The 17,808-nt window shown below is 44.6% G+C and carries 15 protein-coding genes; 9 read left to right on the forward strand and 6 right to left on the reverse strand.

Going from position 1 to position 17,808, the window contains the following annotated elements:
* Nucleotides 1–23: 23 nt before the first annotated feature.
* Nucleotides 24–3,002: a PD-(D/E)XK nuclease family protein gene (locus LZG75_RS05830; RefSeq protein ID WP_233936135.1), complete on the forward strand. Its 2,979-nt coding sequence runs from the start codon at nt 24–26 to the stop codon at nt 3,000–3,002.
* A complete protein-coding gene (locus LZG75_RS05835; RefSeq protein ID WP_233936138.1) occupies nt 2,999–6,565 on the forward strand; it encodes a UvrD-helicase domain-containing protein in 3,567 nt (1,188 codons plus the stop codon). Before LZG75_RS05830 ends, LZG75_RS05835 begins: the two co-directional genes overlap by 4 nt.
* Here LZG75_RS05835 and LZG75_RS05840 read toward each other — a convergent pair.
* Nucleotides 6,558–7,193, reverse strand: a complete 636-nt coding sequence (locus LZG75_RS05840; RefSeq protein WP_233936140.1) for a flavin reductase family protein — start codon at nt 7,191–7,193, stop codon at nt 6,558–6,560. The two genes, LZG75_RS05835 and LZG75_RS05840, sit on opposite strands and share 8 nt — an antisense overlap.
* A gap of 168 nt (nt 7,194–7,361) precedes the next feature.
* On the opposite strand from LZG75_RS05840, the gene LZG75_RS05845 reads away from it, so the two are divergent.
* Genes LZG75_RS05845 through hpaH form a run of 6 tightly spaced genes read left to right on the forward strand, consistent with a single transcriptional unit; the run spans nt 7,362 to nt 11,914 of the window.
* Nucleotides 7,362–8,339, forward strand: coding sequence for a tripartite tricarboxylate transporter substrate binding protein (locus LZG75_RS05845; protein ID WP_233924084.1), 978 nt, complete (start codon nt 7,362–7,364; stop codon nt 8,337–8,339).
* A 37-nt stretch (nt 8,340–8,376) separates the two neighbouring features.
* Complete coding sequence (locus tag LZG75_RS05850) at nt 8,377–8,760, forward strand: RidA family protein (RefSeq protein ID WP_233936142.1); 384 nt, start codon at nt 8,377–8,379, stop codon at nt 8,758–8,760.
* 4 nt (nt 8,761–8,764) lie between these two features.
* Nucleotides 8,765–9,637, forward strand: a complete 873-nt coding sequence (locus tag LZG75_RS05855; protein ID WP_233923941.1) for an amidohydrolase family protein — start codon at nt 8,765–8,767, stop codon at nt 9,635–9,637.
* A gap of 27 nt (nt 9,638–9,664) precedes the next feature.
* Nucleotides 9,665–10,315 (forward strand): fumarylacetoacetate hydrolase family protein, encoded by a 651-nt coding sequence (locus tag LZG75_RS05860; RefSeq protein WP_233923942.1) that lies wholly within the window; start codon nt 9,665–9,667, stop codon nt 10,313–10,315.
* Entirely contained in the window at nt 10,312–11,103 is a 792-nt protein-coding gene (locus LZG75_RS05865; RefSeq protein ID WP_233936151.1) for a fumarylacetoacetate hydrolase family protein, read from the forward strand. The genes LZG75_RS05860 and LZG75_RS05865 overlap by 4 nt, the downstream gene beginning before the upstream one ends.
* A 7-nt stretch (nt 11,104–11,110) precedes the next feature.
* The gene (hpaH, locus tag LZG75_RS05870; RefSeq protein ID WP_233936153.1) at nt 11,111–11,914 is read left to right on the forward strand and encodes a 2-oxo-hept-4-ene-1,7-dioate hydratase; all 804 of its coding nucleotides are present in this window, start codon (nt 11,111–11,113) and stop codon (nt 11,912–11,914) included.
* 158 nt (nt 11,915–12,072) lie between these two features.
* Here hpaH and pcaF read toward each other — a convergent pair whose 3' ends face one another.
* The 5 genes from pcaF to LZG75_RS05895 are packed head-to-tail and all read right to left on the reverse strand — an operon-like array spanning nt 12,073 to nt 16,513.
* The gene (pcaF, locus tag LZG75_RS05875) at nt 12,073–13,290 is read right to left on the reverse strand and encodes a 3-oxoadipyl-CoA thiolase (RefSeq protein ID WP_233923945.1); all 1,218 of its coding nucleotides are present in this window, start codon (nt 13,288–13,290) and stop codon (nt 12,073–12,075) included.
* A gap of 4 nt (nt 13,291–13,294) precedes the next feature.
* A complete protein-coding gene (locus tag LZG75_RS05880; RefSeq protein ID WP_233923946.1) occupies nt 13,295–14,548 on the reverse strand; it encodes a CaiB/BaiF CoA-transferase family protein in 1,254 nt (417 codons plus the stop codon).
* Between the two features lie 3 nt (nt 14,549–14,551).
* The gene (locus LZG75_RS05885; RefSeq protein WP_233936155.1) at nt 14,552–15,529 is read right to left on the reverse strand and encodes a tripartite tricarboxylate transporter substrate binding protein; all 978 of its coding nucleotides are present in this window, start codon (nt 15,527–15,529) and stop codon (nt 14,552–14,554) included.
* Between the two features lie 49 nt (nt 15,530–15,578).
* Nucleotides 15,579–16,019 carry a MaoC family dehydratase gene (locus LZG75_RS05890; protein WP_233936157.1) on the reverse strand — a complete coding sequence of 147 codons (441 nt, stop codon included), beginning with the start codon at nt 16,017–16,019 and terminating at the stop codon, nt 15,579–15,581.
* Between the two features lie 20 nt (nt 16,020–16,039).
* Complete coding sequence (locus tag LZG75_RS05895) at nt 16,040–16,513, reverse strand: MaoC family dehydratase (protein ID WP_233923949.1); 474 nt, start codon at nt 16,511–16,513, stop codon at nt 16,040–16,042.
* A gap of 271 nt (nt 16,514–16,784) precedes the next feature.
* Between LZG75_RS05895 and LZG75_RS05900 the strand changes: the two genes are divergently transcribed.
* A complete protein-coding gene (locus tag LZG75_RS05900; RefSeq protein ID WP_233923950.1) occupies nt 16,785–17,798 on the forward strand; it encodes a tripartite tricarboxylate transporter substrate binding protein in 1,014 nt (337 codons plus the stop codon).
* The last annotated feature ends 10 nt before the right edge of the window (nt 17,799–17,808 follow it).

Here is a 17,808-nt window from a genome sequence, read left to right on the forward strand (position 1 = left end):
ACCCACCCTTTCCCCACTTAATAATGCCCACATTTAGCAACGCTGCGACCATTCATGCGTGGCAGGTAGCTCCGAACGGCACTGCTTTAGAGACTTTGGCAAAAGGGATTTGGCAGTGCGCAGTACAAACGGGTCAACGCCCTTTGGTTGTACTCAGTACGGCAGGGCCTGTAATTGGCTTGCGAGCTGGTCTTGAGCGGTATCGCCCTCAAGACTTAAGTGCAAGTGTTCAACCTGGAATTGCCTTCTTGCCTCAAGTAATGAGTAGTAACGATTGGTTAGAGGCTGCACCCAAAATTTGGTCTTTACCGCCAGCGCAAAATGCTTTGACCCGTTGGTTGGCGGTGTATACAACCCTTAAGAAACACCCACAATTACAAGCTTGGTTTACCGCAGACAGCGAAGCGGGTACTTGGGGTTTAGCCCAAGCCATTATTGAGGCTTGCGACACCTTATCAGCAGCTGCCTTGCCCGAGTTACAAAAAGCCCTCGATTTATCAACGCAAAATTCTGCCACTTGGTTGGCCACCCTAGAACCTATTTTAGAAAAAGCTTTAGCTGCAGCATACCCAGTTTTAGCCCGGCAAGTGGTTGATAAAGAGGCGCAGGTCTTACTGAATTTTTGGCGTTATTTAAGTGGCGTAGGCGATCCCATATTTCGGCGGCATTTTGCCATGGCAGCGCATTTACAAGCAGCAAAAGAGTTGAGAAGCGCAGGGCAAGGAGTCTATGCACGGCCGCTGATTTGGGTGCAAACCGCCGATGCTAAACCCATTGAACAAGATATAGTGCAAGCGTTTTTAAATGATTATGCGCAGCATGCAGTAGTTGTGCAAATTGAAATGGCTTGGCAAACCGTAGCCCTGTGGCCCGAGGCGCTTGCTGCGATATCCGCAGAGCGGCTTGAGCAAAACCATGAAGCCCAAACTGCCGAACACATTGCACACAATTTAGCTCATGCGCCAATGAAAAATTGGCGATTAATATCTGCGCGCAGTTTTGAAGAGCTGGCATGGGCTGCAGCCCGCAGTATTGAAGAGCAAGTGATGGCTGGCAAAACCAAGATTGCTTTGGTCGCCCAAGATCGTTTAGCAGCTCGTCGCGCGCGCGCTTTATTGGCGCGCCTTGGGCCCGCGCTGAATATTCTCGATGAAACGGGCTGGAAACTATCTACTACCCGCGCTGCTGCAGCTTTAAATAGTTGGTTGGTTTTATTGCGGGCGCCCGAGCAAGGGCCAAGTGCGTTAGATCTTTTAGAGTTTTTAAAAAATCCATTTTTAAATTTGCCGCATTGCTTAGGGCAATCTCCAGAGAATTGTGCTGGCTTAGTAGCCGAGCTAGAAGACCTTTTCATTGCGCGACAAGCGCAAGCGGGATGGGAAACATTTTATTTGGCAATTGAAGGGGTCTCGGCATATTCGTCAACCACGGCACCAAACCCACTGTTGCTGCAATTAGTGCAATGTATTCGTGGGCGCTTAAATACTTGGCAGAAATTAAAGTTAAGTTGTGCAACTGCGTACGAAGCGCTGATTGCAGATTTAGAAATATTTGGAATGGCTCAAGGTTTAGAGCAAGATTCTGCTGGTCAACAATTATTAAATGTTATACATGGCTTTGATTTGGGCTCAAGTGATTATAAAAATCAAAAAATGCGCTTGGGCGAATGGTTGAGTTTATTAAAAACGGTAATTGAAGAAGCTGCTTATGAAGAGTCTGGAAGGGAAGCAGCTGCGAGCTTGAGCATTTTGCCATTAAGCTCGACGCGTCTACGCCAATTCGATGCCGTAGTGGTAATAGGCTGCGATGAGCAGCAGCTACCTGCTTATGCAGACCCCCCTTTATTTTTTTCAGAGGCACTAAATTATTTTCTGAAGAGCTCAACAATTACTGCGCAATACATTCAACAGGCTAAAGATTTGTCGCAATTATTAATGAGTTGCCCGCAGGTAGATTTACTGTGGCAAAGCAAAACGAATCAAGCAGAACCATTGGGACCTTCACCCTGGATTCAGCGTTTACAGCTGGACTTTCCGCTTTGGCAAGTACAGCCAGCAAGGGTTAATCTTCGTGCTGGTAAAGCCCAGCCTTTACAAATGGCCAGCGCGCGTTTAAGCCCCGACTTGCCGATGCCCTTATCAATGAGTCCCAGCGCTTATCGGGCTTTACGCGATTGCCCTTACCGATATTATGTGCGCAGTTTATTAAACCTCAGAAAGCTACGCGACTTCGAAGAGGGTTTTGATGCTTCTTTAGCAGGACAAACTGTGCATAAGGTATTGCGGCAATTTTATGACGCACTTAAAAGTGCTGAAATGCAAACACATCTGGATCTTGAGAAAAATCTGGTAGTACGACGCCAATGGATGCTACAAAATTTATCGCAAATTTCTGAGCAGGTTTTTAAACGTTTAATTGATGGTGATGCCAGAGTCTTAGGCGTCTTACGCGATTGGCAAAAACAAATCCCCAGTTTTGTTGATTGGCAATTAGCACGTGAGGCAAATGGTTGGCAATTCATGAATGCCGAGACTCCCGTAGGGTTTGATTTAATGTTTCAAGATAGCAATGGGATTGAGCGAGCCATGCGCATTGAAGGACGCGCTGACCGGTTTGATACCAATATCCATAACCAAAGTGCCGAGGTGATTGACTATAAGCATCAGCGTCTGGATAAAATTATTTCGCGTGCTGAAAGTATTTTAGAAGATCCCCAGCTATTAATTTATGCGCGCGGCGCCAATGAAAGTCGGCTTTTTCCAGCGCATCAAGTAAACCTGGCTGCATGGGTTGCCTTAAGACCGACTATTAAAGCTGGACAAGAAGAGGTAGAACGCGCGTTAACACTTGAGCAAATGCCTGAACTCATGAGCGAGTTTAATGAGCAACTCACTGAAGATCTGACTCAGTTATGGTCGGGCGCAACGCTGACAGCTTTTGCCCCTGACGGGGTGTGCTTGTATTGCGAGGCACGCGGCATCTGTCGCAAGGGGGTATGGTGAGTGATTTAAACGCCGCTTCGCCAATCCAATTTGATGTTGCGCTTGCATGCGATCCGCAACGCAGTGTAGTGGTTTCGGCCTGCGCTGGTAGCGGGAAGACGTGGTTATTAGTGGCCCGCATGGTACGTTTACTGCTGGCAGGTACTAAACCGCAAGAAATTTTAGCCTTAACTTTTACACGTAAAGCCGCACAAGAAATGCGCGCTCGCCTGTATGGTTTGCTTGCACAATTTGCCCGAGCTAGCGATACGCAATTACTTGATGAGCTAACTAAGCGGGGTTTAAGTGCAGCACAGGCTACTGCTGCATTGCCAGAAGCAAGGGCTTTATACGCCAAGGTTTTAGCTAGTCCGCAAGGGATTGTGATTGATACTTTTCATGGCTGGTTTGGGAGGTTATTAGGTGCCGCACCAATTTCTACAGGAATTCAGCCGGGCTTTAGTTTGCGTGAAGATAGCAAGCGTTTGCAGGCAGAGTGTCTCGACGATTGGTGGGGGGATTTACCCGTCACTTTAAAAAATCATTATGACGTACTCTTGGCACATTTAGGTGCACACGAGACTCAGCAATTTTTACTTGGGCACTACAGCCTCTTTAAACAAAGAGGTGCATGGGCGTTCTATGCCGAAGCATGTGCGCAAAAAGGTATTACACCATTGCAGCAGTTAGAACAAGATTTACCGCTGGTAAAAAAACCTAACCCACTTTTAGCCTTGTGGAATGCACCTAATATCAAAGCAGATTTAGATTTACTGCTACAGTGTTTTAGTAATAGCACAGCTACCGATGCTAAATCAATACCTGCGCTCGAACTCGCCATAGCATGCAAAGTGCAAGGCGATGATTTAATGACTGTAATTCATCAATTTCAATTTATTTTTTTGACGCAAAAATATTATATTCGCAGTGACAATAATATAGTTTCAACTCCTTTAAAAGCTTACTTAAAACAACTTGGCATTGCAGCAGAAAAAATACTTAGTATTAAGCAATCTTGGGGTGAAGCCTGCCTTGCTTATATCTCATGGCAAAAAGATCAAGTTGCGTATGCGTTAAATCAAGCCTGGTTTGCAATGAGTGCAGCAATGATGGAGCATCTAAAACAAAGTAAAGAAGCATTGCGTGTGCGTGACTTTGATGATTTGGAAATTGACGTTAGTCGGCTCATGAACCACGCAGTTAATGCGGCTTATTTACAAGCCCGTTTAGACGCTAAATACAAACATATTTTAGTCGACGAGTTCCAGGATACGAATCCCTTGCAATGGCAAATCTTGCGCTCGTGGCTTGATGGATATGGCAATGATGAATCGAAGCCTAGCGTTTTTATTGTTGGCGATCCGAAGCAATCGATCTATCGGTTTCGCCGCGCTGATCCTAGATTATTTCAGGAGGCTGAAAATTTTCTGCAGCAAGAATTAAAGGCGGTGACCTTAAAGCAAAATACTACTCGCCGCAATGCCATGAAAGTAAATAAGGCTGTTAATGCTATTTTTATGCGTGATCAGTTGCCCGAGGGCTATCCATTTGTTAGTCAAACTACGACTTGGAATACGCCACCTATTCAATTAGATGATGCCAGTAAGCCAGATGAAGCTATTTTAAAGATGCCATATTCACTACATGGTGAGGCAGTATTGTTGCCCTTAATTCCGCTGGATGTTAATGAGGCTTCCCCGCGGAAGGGTAGCGCTTTTGAAGCGGCAATTGTCGATGTTCGGCAAACTGCTGATGTTCTGCAGCGTTATACCGAAGGGAAGAGAATTGCTGAACTTATTCATCATGTGCTGCAAACCCGAATGGTTTTGGACACAGATAGTGTTGAGCCCATTTGGCGAAAACCGCAACCTAGCGATTTTTTAATTCTCGTAAAACGGCGTAAATATATCCCGCAATTTGAACTTGCGCTGCGTGAAGCGGGCCTTGCTTTTGAAAGCTCTCGCCTTGGGGGTTTGCTGAATACCCTTGAGGTAGATGATTTAATCGCCTTACTGACCATTTTGGTCACGCCTCGGCATGATTTACCCCTAGCCCAAGTATTACGAAGCCCACTTTTTAGCTTTAGTGAAGAGCAAATGCAAATTTTAGCTAGTGCGATGGCCACGCAAACTTATCGCTCCTGGTGGGATGCCTTACAACATTCAGCAGATCATGAGATTCAGCAGGCTGCGCGTTATTTAGAGCATTGGCGAATATTGGGTGAGCGCTTGCCAGTGCATGATTTATTGGATTGTATTTTTCATGAGCGCGATTTGCGGATGCGATACGCGCAGGCATCAAAAACAATTGACCGCCCGCAAGTACTTGCTAATTTAGATGCATTTATGCATGTTGCACTAAATCTAGACGGCGGTCGTTATCCAAGCTTAAGTCACTTTATTGCCGAAATAAATTTGCAACGACGCGGAGATGACGATGAAACTCCCGATGAGGGGGAGGTTGACTTTAACCTTGGAGATACCGATGCGCTAAATGATATGTTGGAAGAGGAGCACCAGCAACGCGTGCGCTTAATGACGATTCACGGCGCCAAAGGTCTAGAGGCCCCATTCGTAATGGTGCTCGATGCAAACCATACTGCAGGCACCCACGAGCACCGCGGGGTATTGCTTGATTGGCCTTCAAATCAAACTAGTCCAAGTCATTTATCGATGTACACCTTAGATACTTTAACTAGTCCCCGCAGGGAAATTCGTGATAAAGAATTGGTGATTGCTAAAAATGAAAATTGGAACTTACTCTATGTGGCAATGACTCGCGCTAAACAGGGTTTATGGATTAGTGGGGTGGCTCATTCCAAAGGCAATGACATAGGTGTTGATGAAAAATCGTGGTACAGCAGGGCGCTTCAAGGTAATTTACCCTTGCTTGAAGAGACTTTATTAGCGCCAGTAAGAGTAGCTATAGGTAGAAACGAAAAAAAGATCCCGCAAGATAAAAATCAGGCCGAGGCAGCATTCTCAATCGATGATTTTCAAATCAAGTGGGAGGCGGCAAAAGCTCACCATCAGCAGTTAATTGGCAAGATTGAAGACGGCATAGTTTTAGATGCTTTTGCTTCTGCAGCAGAAGAGGCTGAATTCAATCCGGATATTTTGGAGCAAGGTAAGCATTTTCACCGGCTAATGGAGTCCTTTTCCATGCAAACCGGTGTTACACCCGCTAATTTGCCCGATGTGCAAGAGCTTGCTGTTTGGTTCAATATTGATATTGAGCTTGCAGCTCGCGCGCTCGAGCGCGCCCGAACCGTATTAAATGTACCGGCACTTAAGACTTACCTCACGTCTGGTGAGTGGATTGCCGCATGGAATGAACTGGATCTTGTGAGTACTAGCGGTAAAAATTTTCGCCTGGACCGCTTAGTAGAATTTTCCGATCGCTTAGTCATACTGGATTTTAAGCTGACGATTCCTTTAGCCGGTGATGCTAAAACACAGGCCAGAGCAGATCAGTATCGCGCACAGTTGAATAATTATGCGCAAGAGCTCACGCGAATTCGGCCAGACAAAGTGGTTGAAGCTTATTTAATCTCAGCATTAGGGGAAATGGAGCAGATTATTTAATTACTGTTTTGGGTGTTTGAAAAATCGACTTTTGCGAAATTACTGATCCTAGTCCAGCGTAGTTTGGCCCACCTAGGCGTGCGACTGGACGTAGTTGAGCACTATCAATTTTATAATTCTGAATTAAATCTGGGCGAATATGAAAAACCACGATTTCCCCGACAATAAATTCAGAGCCGGTATCACCATAGGATGTCGCAGAGTGAAAACGGCACTCCATGCTTGCGGGCACGTTTGTCAGACGAGGAACCTTCACTTTTTCTGAGGATATGGTTGTTAGCCCTAGTAATTCAGCTTCACTGCATTCCGGCGGATGCTCTACAGCACTTTCATGAATCATGCTTATCATGGTTTCATCAGCGATATTGACCACAAACTCACCGTGCTCGTATATATTTCGCGCTGTATCCTTCATTTTTCCATCTTTACGGCCAACGTTAATGCCAATCATCGGCGGCTTGTTTGAAACAAAAGTAAAGCAACTATAGGGAGCAAGATTAATAATTCGCTTTTTACCGGAAAGAGGGCCTAAAGTGGTAACCCAAGCAATTGGGCGCGGTACAACAATGCCAGCCAGCAATTTATAGGCCTGTTCGGGGTTTATATCGCATGAGTGAATATGTTGCATCGGAGAAATCATAATCTTGCTGGCCTATAAGCTATTATTTGAGATAAATTTGGAATAAATAAGCCGCGAAATAAGGCTTACTTAGGGAAATTCTATTCTAAACTGATGATGCAGATATAAGAATTGATAAAAAGAATATACTTTTACATTCAATATTAAAATTACATGATGACACCTCTAAAAAAATATATTTTGCAATTTAGCTTACTAATTGCGACGGCCTTATTTCATTCCCTTGCTTTTGCCGTGTGGCCAGATAAGCCGGTAAAAATTATTGTTCCTTATCCACCCGGAGGCAATGTTGATGTTGCCGCCCGCATCATAGCTCCAGAATTAACGACCGTTTTTGGGCAACCTTTTGTCGTGGAGAATAAAGCTGGGGCAGGAGGCATGATTGCTGGGGAATTCGTTGCTCGTTCAGCACCTGATGGCTACACGCTATTTATGGCGGCTAATGGCCCCTTACTCTTTAGTCCAATTATTTTTGGTAAAGATGTATATAAATGGAATAAAGACTTTGCGCCTATCAGTTCAGTTTCCTATACGCCCTTAATTCTGCAAGTTAAGCCATCATTGCCGGTTAAAACGCTAGGCGAATTTATAGCCCTCGCCAAGAAAGAGCCCAATAAATTAAATATGGCCTCACCGGGTGCAGGCACCACTAATCATTTGGCTAGCGAGCTACTACAGTCTCTTACTGGCGCGCAATGGAATACCGTGCACTACAAGGGCAATGCTCCGGCTACGGCCGATCTGTTAGGCGGACAAGTTGATTTTAATTTTGATCAAATTTCAGTTGCATTGCCATTCATCAAGGAAGGCAAAGTTAGGGGTTTAGCGGTGACGTCGCCTAAGCGAATTACGTCAATTCCTGATGTGCCTACTTTTGCCGAAGCGGGAGTACCGAGCATGGTAGCGGTAACTTTTACTGGCTTGCTTGCGCCTAAGGGAACGCCAAATGAAGTTTTAGAGCGCTTAAGTGAGGCTTTGCAAAAAATATTGCAACAAGCAGTTATTAAAGAAAAGTTTGAAAAATTAGGCGCAGAGGCGCGTGGCAGTTCACCTAAGGCATTTACTGCCTATTTAACTGAAGAGGACACTAGGTGGACGCCTATTATTAAGAGTGCGCGCATTAAAGCTGATTAATTGCTTCACTCGGCAGCCAATTTAAGAAAAAATGAGTATGAAACGTAAAAGTATTTATGCGGAAGGTTTTAGTCATAAAAATCCAATACCTGCAGCGTGCCAAGTTGGCAATATGTTGTATTCAGGAAGCATTCAAGGAACCGATGCGTCGACAGGCGCCTATGGTAAAACTATTGATGATCAATGCCGTTTGATGTTCGCCCATGTCGAGCGGATTATTAAAGCTAGTGGTGCATCAATGGAAAATATTATTAAAATGACGGTTTGGATGAAAGATCGTGCGCAGCGAGCACCCCTAAATCAAGTTTGGCTCGAAATCTTTCCTGATTCAGCCTCACGGCCAGCTAGACACACAATGCAGGCTCCATTAGATGGAGAAAAATTAATTGAGTGCGATTTTATTGCAGTGCTAGACCTGTAACTAGATGAAGAATTATCACCCCTTTAACCCGCAGCCGACCGCGCCATCCAAACCCCCGCCTCCCTTCAGTTGCGATAGTCAGTTTCATGTGTTTGGTCCCCAAGATAGGTATCCAATTCGTGTTGGTGCAGCTTATGAGATGCCAACAGCAACTATCGAAAAGGCTCTCGAGTTACATCGAATTTTGGGTATTGAGAGAGGGGTCATCGTACAGGCTACGACTTATGGTGTAGATCATCAGGTTGTACTGGATGGCTTAGCTTATGCGGGCGCTAACTATCGTGGCTGCGCTAACGCAATTGTTTTACTCGAAGGTAGTGATGCTTACATAGAACAACTTCATTCTGCTGGTGTGAGGGGAGCCCGATTTACAAGACAGGGCTTAGGCATAACGATGAGCAATGCAGATTTTGATCGGGCTATAGGTAGGGTGCGAGAGTTAGGTTGGTATGTCAAATTTCAACCTGAAACTGCCGGCATCTTAGAGCAAGTTGGCTTATTCACTAATTTAGATATGCCAGTTGTTATTGATCATATGGGTCGAAGTGATGTTAGCTTGGGCAGCGCCGACCCATCGTTAAAAAAATTATTAGATTTATTAAAGCAAGGTAATTTTTGGGTAATGTTGTCATTAACAGAAAAACTTTCTAAATCTGGATTGCCCTGGGATGATGTCTTGCCATTGGCTCATCAATTGATTGAATCCGCCCCTAATCGTATGATTTGGGGGAGCGATTGGCCTCATCCATTATCAGTAAGTCCGCCACCAGATGAAGCGCTCTTAATAAATCAACTTTATAAATACGCACAGAATGATGATGCACTTATTCAGCAAATTCTGGTGGATAACCCGGCTACATTATTTGGTTTTAAATAAACAGCTATTTTTAGAAATGGGTATCAGTTGAAGACTGTCATTGGCGCACTATTAAATTTTCAAGGAGTTTGGGATCGGTACGCTCCAATAATGAATCAAGAGCCACATAACAAGCCGCCTCTATACCCAGTCTTATATATCAAGCCTGTTAATACCTGGAGAAAATCGGGTGAGCCAATTATGCTGCCGGCAGGGATTCAGGAAATCGAAATTGGAGCAACGCTGGGCATTGTGATTGGGAAAACAGCAGTGCAAATTGAGGAGGCTGCTGCATTCTCATATATTCAGGGTTACTTAATAGCTAACGACGTAACTATTGCCCACGAGAAAATCTTGCGACCACCTATTAAACAGAAATGTCGCGATAGCTTTTGCCCAATGAGTGAGATGATTATTGCTTCTGATATTAAAAATCCAAATAATTTTAATATTAGCGTTTACATAAATGACGAACTTAAGTTACAAAATTCTACTAAAAATTTAGTCCGCCCAATTGCTAAACTGCTTGCTGATATTACAAAATTTATGACTTTAAATGAGGGGGATGTTGTTTTGGTAGGTACCCCGGAAAATTTACCTCTTGCACGAGCTGGCGATAAAGTTTCCATTGACATTAGTTGTGAAGGTAAGAGCATTGGGCATCTGGTTAATTTTGTTAAGCAGGAGCTTGTCTCATGAAACATGCGCGCGTAGCTTATGGTGGTGCACTTCATCAGGCAATGATGCTAGCCGATGGAATGCTAAAACTGGAAGATGGTAGGGTGCTAGCTGAAGACCAGGTGGTATGGTTGCCGCCACTGCAACCGCAAACTATTTTTGCCTTGGCATTAAATTATGCTGATCATGCCAAAGAGTTAGCTGAAAAATCTTCAAAAGAAACTGGTAGCTTTCTCAAGGCCCCAGTTATTGAGCCAGTGATATTTTTGAAGGGCCCAAATACGCTTATTGGCCATCAAGGCTTTACTAAGCGGCCTGAAGGCGCAGAATTTATGCACTATGAGTGTGAGTTGGGTGTAGTAATTAGTAAAGCAGGCAAACGAATTGCCCGGGCAAACGCGATGGATTATGTAGCTGGATATACTGTTGTGAATGACTATGCAATTCGTAATTTTTTAGAAGGTTACTATCGCCCCAATTTACGGGTTAAAAGTCGTGATACGTGTACTCCAATTGGCCCCTGGCTGGTAGATAGGGATGACATAGCCGACCCCATGAATTTAGTTTTAACTACCCATGTCAACGGGGTATTGACTCAAGAAGGCAATACCAAAGATATGATTCATGATATTAGCGCCTTGATTGAATATATTAGTGATTTCATGTCCTTAAATCCTGGTGATGTGATTATGACCGGCACTCCAAAAGGCTCTGTCGATGTATTTCCGGGAGACCAGATAATCTGCGAAGTTGAGAGTATTGGTAAATTAGTCAATACCATCGTTGCCGATTGGCAAGTTACAACTTAGGGCAAAAATGTTATCACCAGAAATCATTACTGAGCTTGCGCACGAGTTATACACTGCAAGAAAAAAGCGGCAACAAGTTCGCCAGTTTTCTGGCCGTTTTCCGGTAATGACGATTGAAGACGGCTATGCGATACAAAGAGCGTGGGTCAAGCTCGAGCAAGCTGATGGGCGGGTAATTAAAGGCCGCAAAATTGGTTTAACTTCACGCGCTATGCAGCAGGCTAGTCAAATTACTGAGCCTGATTTTGCCCCTTTAATGGACGATATGTTTTTTAAGGCAGGCATTGATATTGCTATCGATCAATTTATTGCCCCCCGTATTGAGGTCGAATTGGCTTTTGAGTTAGGCAAGCCTTTACGTGGCCCCAATGTTACGACTGAGGATGTTTTGGAGGCCACGAAATATGTCATCCCTGCACTTGAAATTATTGATGCACGCATTGAGCAATTTGATCGAGACACCAAAGTGATGCGCAAAGTATTTGATACGATTTCTGACTTTGCTGCTAATGCTGGCATTATTCTCGGAGATCAGCGGGTGAAGCCTGACGCGCTTGACCTTCGTTGGGTAGGCGCTATTTTGTCGAAAAATGGTGTGGTAGAGGAAACCGGCCTTGCTGCTGGTGTGCTGAATCATCCTGCTACTGGCGTAGCTTGGTTGGCCAATAAGATTGCTCCTTACAAGGAACAATTAAATAGCGGCGATATTGTTTTGGCTGGCTCATTTACCCGCCCGATTACTGCTGTAGCTGGCGATGAAATTGCTGCAGACTATGGCCCATTGGGGGCAATTCATTTCCGCTTTATTTGAAGGTTTCATTTCAAATACCAATTGGCGTTGCCCTCACATCACTCTGGGCCCTAGCCAGCTAAATTAGCCCCTTAGACGAGAGCAGGACTATTAAGCTAATACCTAGTAAGGCGAATAACTAGGTAGGTAAATTGAGGAAAAGATAATTAAGGATCATTTCAAACCCGTTCAATTACCAATGCTATTCCTTGTCCAACACCAATACACATAGTACAAAGGGCATAACGCAGCTTTTTTTCTTCTAGTTCAACTAGAGCAGTGGTAATTAAGCGCGCGCCACTCATTCCTAAAGGATGACCTAGGGCAATAGCGCCCCCATTCGGATTAACGCGTGCATCATCATCGGCAACGCCCAGTTCCCGAAGTACCGCAAGACCTTGTGCAGCAAAAGCCTCGTTTAGTTCGATCACGTCGATTTGATCAATCGTTAGCCCTAAGCGCTTAAGTAATTTTTTTGTAGCGGGGGCGGGGCCAATACCCATAATGCGTGGCTCGACTCCAGCAGTAGCCATGCCAAGAATTTTGGCTCTAGCTTTGAGGCCATGTTTTTTAAGCGCCTCTTCTCCTGCAAGTAGAAGGGCGCAGGCCCCATCATTAACACCTGATGCATTTCCTGCGGTAACTGTGCCATCAGGGCGAACGATAGGCTTCAGTTTGCCAAGCGCTTCTAATGTTGTAGCGCGGGGATGTTCATCGGCAGAAACAACAATGGGGTCACCTTTTTTCTGTGGAATGACAACCGGAGTAATTTCTTTTGCAAGGCGTCCACTTGCTTGTGAGGCCGCTGCTTTATTTTGACTGCGCAGTGCCATCTGATCTTGATCAGCCCGATTAATATTAAAGTCTACCGCTACATTTTCTGCGGTCTCGGGCATTGAATCAACACCATAAGCTTGTTTCATGAGGGGATTAATGAATCTCCAGCCAATCGTCGTATCTTGAATGGAGTTCGTTCTTGAAAAAGCTGACTCTGCTTTGGGCATCACAAAAGGTGCTCTGCTCATACTTTCTACACCGCCAGCAATCATGAGCTCAGCTTCGCCAGCCGCAATGGCTCTTGCCGCAGTACCGACCGCATCCATCCCAGAGCCACAAAGGCGATTAATCGTCGCGCCAGGTATGCTGGTTGATAAGCCAGCAAGTAAAGAGCTCATTCTGGCCACGTTGCGATTATCTTCACCTGCTTGATTGGCGCAACCATAAATCACATCTTCTACCTCATTCCATAATACTGACGGATTGCGCTCCATTAAGGCCTTGATAGGAATTGCCCCCAGATCATCTGGCCGCACGCCTGATAAAGAACCGCCATAACGACCAATCGGCGTTCTGATTGCATCGCAGATATAAACGGGCAGCGTATTTTTTGAGTTCATTAGCTTATATTATTTTTTTCTTTTTAAGATCTTGTACTGCTTTTTCGGAGTACCCCAAAATATTAACTAGCACCGCGTGATTTGAATCGCCTAATTTTGGGGGCGGGCGAAGATATTGTGGAGGAGTACCTTGTAGCCTAAGTGGGCTGGCAATAGTTGCAACTGTTGCCCCATCGGGATAGGCGGTATCAATCTTCATTTTTCGATAAATTACCTGCGGGTCTTGAAATACTTGTTGATAATTATTGATCTGCCCACAGGGCACATCAAATTGTTCTAACACTGAAATCCATGCTGCTGCTTTTTTCTTGAGCATGGTTTTCGCTAGTTCTGGCACAAGTTCAGAGCGTCCAGTAATTCTGCCGGTTACTTTACTCCAGCGTTTATCTTGGGCTAGGTCGGGCCGCTTAATGGCTTCGCAATAGCGCTGCCACTGGGTATCATTACCTACGGCGACCACAATTTCACCGTCTTTAACAGCAAAAACTTGATAGGGAACAAGGCTTGCATGGGCATTGCCATAACGAAAAGGAATTGTCCCATCGGCAAAAAATCCGGTTACTTGATTGCCGCCAAGGGCAATAATGCCATCGAGTAGCGCCATATCGATATATTGACCTTGGCCGGTTTCATTGCGGCTATTGAGGGCTGCCAGAATGGCAATTGAACTGTACATGCCAGTAATCACATCAGCAATAGCAATGCCTAATTTTTGTGGGCCACCACCTGGTAAAGCGTCAGCCTCCCCAGTAATACTCATCATTCCACCAATGGCTTGAAAGACAAAGTCATAACCTGGTTTATGCGCATTGGGTCCATCTTGACCATAGCCGGTAATAGAGCAATAGACTAAACGGGGATTTATTTTCTTCAGGCTCTGATAGTCCAGGCCGTAACGTTTCAGGTCGCCAAGCTTATAGTTTTCTATCAAGACATCACTAACTTTAACTAATTCTTTTATTATTTCCTGACCCTTTGCGGATGATATATCGAGGGTAAGGGATTTTTTACCGCGATTAGCAGCAGCGAAATAACTAGAAATGCGCTGCTCATGAATGGTTTCTGTCGGATTGATCCAAGGCGGCCCCCAGCTACGGGTGTCATCACCGCATCCTGGCCGCTCAACTTTAATGACTTCTGCTCCAAGGTCGGCTAAATTTTGGGTACACCAAGGACCAGCGAGGATGCGCGATAAATCAAGTACGCGGATATGCGCTAAGGCACCAATAGTTGGCTTAGCACGGGCTTTTTTTAACATGGATTACTCAATTTTAATATTGCTATCGGTGATTACCTTGGCCCATTTATTCATTTCATCGTCAACATACTTTGCATACTGAGCTTGGTTCATGCTGCCTGCATCTGCGCCTTGTTCAGCAAATTGATTTTTTACTTGGGCGCTTTGCAGAGCAGCTAAGACATCGCTGGAGATTTTACTTAAAAGATCGGGAGCCATTTTAGGCGGCGCATACATGCCAAACCAAGCCGTTGCTTCAAAGCCTTTCAAACCCGCTTCACTGATGGTAGGTACATCTGGTAAAGCAGTAGCGCGGGTGAGGGAGGTAACACCAAGTGCCCGTAACTTGCCCGATTTGATGTGTTGCAATACGCCAGGTACAGAATCAAACATCACTGAAATTTGATTGCCTAAAAGATCGTTTAGGGCAGGTGCAGCGCCCTTATATGGCACATGAACCATGTTGATGCCAGCCATCGCGTTAAATAACTCACCAGAGAGATGATTCGCCCCGCCTGTTCCTGCAGAGCCAAACATAACCTTGCCAGGGTTCGCTTTAGCATAGGTAATTAATTCTTTGACTGTTTTTGCTGGAAATGCGGGATTGACAACCAACACATTAGGTACGTTTGCCACCAAGGCAACTGGCGTAAAGTCGGTGCGGGTGTTGTACTTCAGGTTTTTATATAAATTCGGATTAATGACATGATGTGTAGCTGTCACCATGAGGGTGTAGCCATCCGGCGGCATCTTCACCAGTTGCTCGGAAAATACTGTACCGCTTGCACCCGCTCTATTTTCAACTACGACAGATTGCGACCATTTTTTGGTTAATTCATTGGCTAGAATACGAGCGAGGATATCCGTTGTGCCGCCGGGTGGAAATGGGACAACAATTTTAACTGGGCCATTGGGAAAATTTTGCGCTAAAGCGCTAGCTCCGACAATTGCGAAACTGAAACCTAATAAAAGATTGCGTACGAATGTATTTAGTTTGCTCAATTGCCTAACTCCTTATTGTTAACCTAATATGCGTCATTTCGCCACTTCATTACGACGCGAGGGGAAATTCAACTAAGGCTTCACCAACGGCAATTATTTCATTTCGTTGATTGTTCACCGCGATGTCTAATGATACCCACTGACCTTTTTGTGTGGTTTTGACTGCAGTGATGACGGCACTAGGGGTAATTGTGTCGCCTGGTTTCACTGGTGACTTCCAACGGGTTTCTAAGCGCCGGTGCACTCCGCCTTGGGGATATACCCAGTCGGTGATCATTTTGGAGATGACTCCAAAATTATTCATGCCATGCATGATGATGCCGTCAAATTTGGTTTTACCAAACTGTGTTTGCATGTAATTATCATCAAGATGTAAGGGATTAAAATCGAGCGAAGCTTCACAAAATTCACGTATCGATTCTCTTGTAGGGTAGAACGGCGTGCCCTGAATTTTGTCTCCAATATGACATTTTTCTAATGCATGATTCATTAACTTGATCTCATTATTTTTTATTGTGGACGAATGGTCCAACCACGCCCCGAGCAGATTACTTCATTATTTTGATTAAAAAAGACATTGTCATGAATGACGAACAAACGCTCCTTTTTTATAAATTTATCCAGTGCTCTTGCTTCAAGGCGGATAACATCATTTGGTCGCGCTGGAATGTTATAACTCCACGATTGACCGGCGTTAATGGTTCCGGGACTTCTCATCCAATCGTCGGCTGGGGTACAAGAAAACATTAAAAGAATATGAATTGCAGGCGGGGCGATGATGCCTTTGTAAGGAGTGGTTTTTGCATAGGCTTCATCAAAGTAGAGTGGGTGAGTATCGCCAATGACTTTGCAATATTTTTGGATTGCTTCAAGCGTAAGGGTGTAAGGAATTGTTTTTCTAGCTTCGCCCGGAATAATGTCATCCCAGCTCTTGCGAATTTTTTCATCCTTCCAGAAATCTGTTTCAAAATTACTATTTGACATTGCTCTTTTCAATTGTATTTAAATAGAATATGACGACTGCTAAGCAGACTATAGCAATCGAATCATGGTTATGCTAGGGTGTTTAAATTAGCCTGTCAAGGGATCAACATTTAGTGAACTATTTTCTATGGGATGCGCTGAAAAAAATCTTTCCCTATTTTTCTCAATGGTTTAGGTATATTCTGCCGAATTCCTAAAAACCTAGTACTTACCCGCTTTTTTCTGGGAATTACCTATGATATGGTTAAACAAAATAGACATAGGAGACTGTATGACAAGTAGATTATTAAATAGCTGCTCTTGGTGCCGTACAACTATATTGTTGGTTTTAGCTTGCGGCATAAGCGGTATGGTAGCGATGAATTCCGCATTTGCTCAGCCATATCCTAATCGGCAAGTTACTTTAATTGCGCCTTATGCTGCTGGTGGCGATAGTGATTTTTCTGGACGCAATTTAGCTGCCGTTGCGACCAAATTAATGGGTCAACCTTTAATCGTACAAAACGTGGTGGGGGCTTCTGGCACCATTGGCTCAATGCGCGTTCGAAACGCTGCGCCTGATGGCTATACCTTACTTATTTCGCGTGGCGGTTCACAGGCCATTACGCCTGCCTTAGATAGTAAAACGCCTTATAAGTGGAATGAATTTACAATGATTTCTTTATTGGATTTTAATCCGGTTGTGTGTGTTGTCAGGCCCGATTCACCCTATAAAAATCTGAAAGAATTATTAGAGGCTATTCGCACGCAGCCGGGCAAATTAAATTACGCTACTGCTGGGCCCGGTACGACCCAGCATTTAGCGGTTGAGGTCATGCTGCGCTCAGTCAATATTCCTTCAAGCTCTGCAGTTATGATTGGTTATAAGGGGGGTGGCGAGGCAACTGCAGCCTTGCTGGGCGACCAAGTGCAATTTTTATGTAATAACCTAACTACCTTAGTAGGGCAAATTAAAGGGGGTGCAATGCGCGCCTTAGTATCTTCTTCTGCCGAACGGCTAAAAGAATTCCCTGAAATTCCTACCGCGCGTGAAATGGGTGTGGCCCCATTAGAGCAAGTAATGGGTTGGAGCGGCTTATATGGCCCCCCCGGCTTGCCTCCAGAGGTGGTCAATAAATGGGTTGAAGTGCTGAAAAAAGTGGCGCAAGATCCTGATTGGAGTAAAGGCAATAACACTGTGGCTGCAATTCCGGCTATTCGCTCGCCAGCCGATACCGAAAAATTTGCTCGCGAGCAAGTTGAGTTATATGAAAAGTTAGGTACCGCGCTAAATTTACGTAAGTAATCAACAGCAA

The sequence above is a fragment of the Polynucleobacter sp. IMCC30063 genome (assembly GCF_021395235.1).
GTDB lineage: Bacteria > Pseudomonadota > Gammaproteobacteria > Burkholderiales > Burkholderiaceae > Polynucleobacter.

What these genes read in the sequence shown, in the direction of transcription:
- LZG75_RS05830 (WP_233936135.1), top strand. Translation starts at nt 24, where the DNA reads ATGCCCACATTTAGCAACGCTGCGACCATTCATGCGTGGCAGGTAGCT.
- LZG75_RS05840 (WP_233936140.1), bottom strand. Translation starts at nt 7,193, where the DNA reads ATGCAACATATTCACTCATGCGATATAAACCCCGAACAGGCCTATAAA.
- LZG75_RS05845 (WP_233924084.1), top strand. Translation starts at nt 7,362, where the DNA reads ATGACACCTCTAAAAAAATATATTTTGCAATTTAGCTTACTAATTGCG.
- LZG75_RS05850 (WP_233936142.1), top strand. Translation starts at nt 8,377, where the DNA reads ATGAAACGTAAAAGTATTTATGCGGAAGGTTTTAGTCATAAAAATCCA.
- LZG75_RS05855 (WP_233923941.1), top strand. Translation starts at nt 8,765, where the DNA reads ATGAAGAATTATCACCCCTTTAACCCGCAGCCGACCGCGCCATCCAAA.
- LZG75_RS05865 (WP_233936151.1), top strand. Translation starts at nt 10,312, where the DNA reads ATGAAACATGCGCGCGTAGCTTATGGTGGTGCACTTCATCAGGCAATG.
- hpaH (WP_233936153.1), top strand. Translation starts at nt 11,111, where the DNA reads ATGTTATCACCAGAAATCATTACTGAGCTTGCGCACGAGTTATACACT.
- pcaF (WP_233923945.1), bottom strand. Translation starts at nt 13,290, where the DNA reads ATGAACTCAAAAAATACGCTGCCCGTTTATATCTGCGATGCAATCAGA.
- LZG75_RS05880 (WP_233923946.1), bottom strand. Translation starts at nt 14,548, where the DNA reads ATGTTAAAAAAAGCCCGTGCTAAGCCAACTATTGGTGCCTTAGCGCAT.
- LZG75_RS05890 (WP_233936157.1), bottom strand. Translation starts at nt 16,019, where the DNA reads ATGAATCATGCATTAGAAAAATGTCATATTGGAGACAAAATTCAGGGC.
- LZG75_RS05895 (WP_233923949.1), bottom strand. Translation starts at nt 16,513, where the DNA reads ATGTCAAATAGTAATTTTGAAACAGATTTCTGGAAGGATGAAAAAATT.
- LZG75_RS05900 (WP_233923950.1), top strand. Translation starts at nt 16,785, where the DNA reads ATGACAAGTAGATTATTAAATAGCTGCTCTTGGTGCCGTACAACTATA.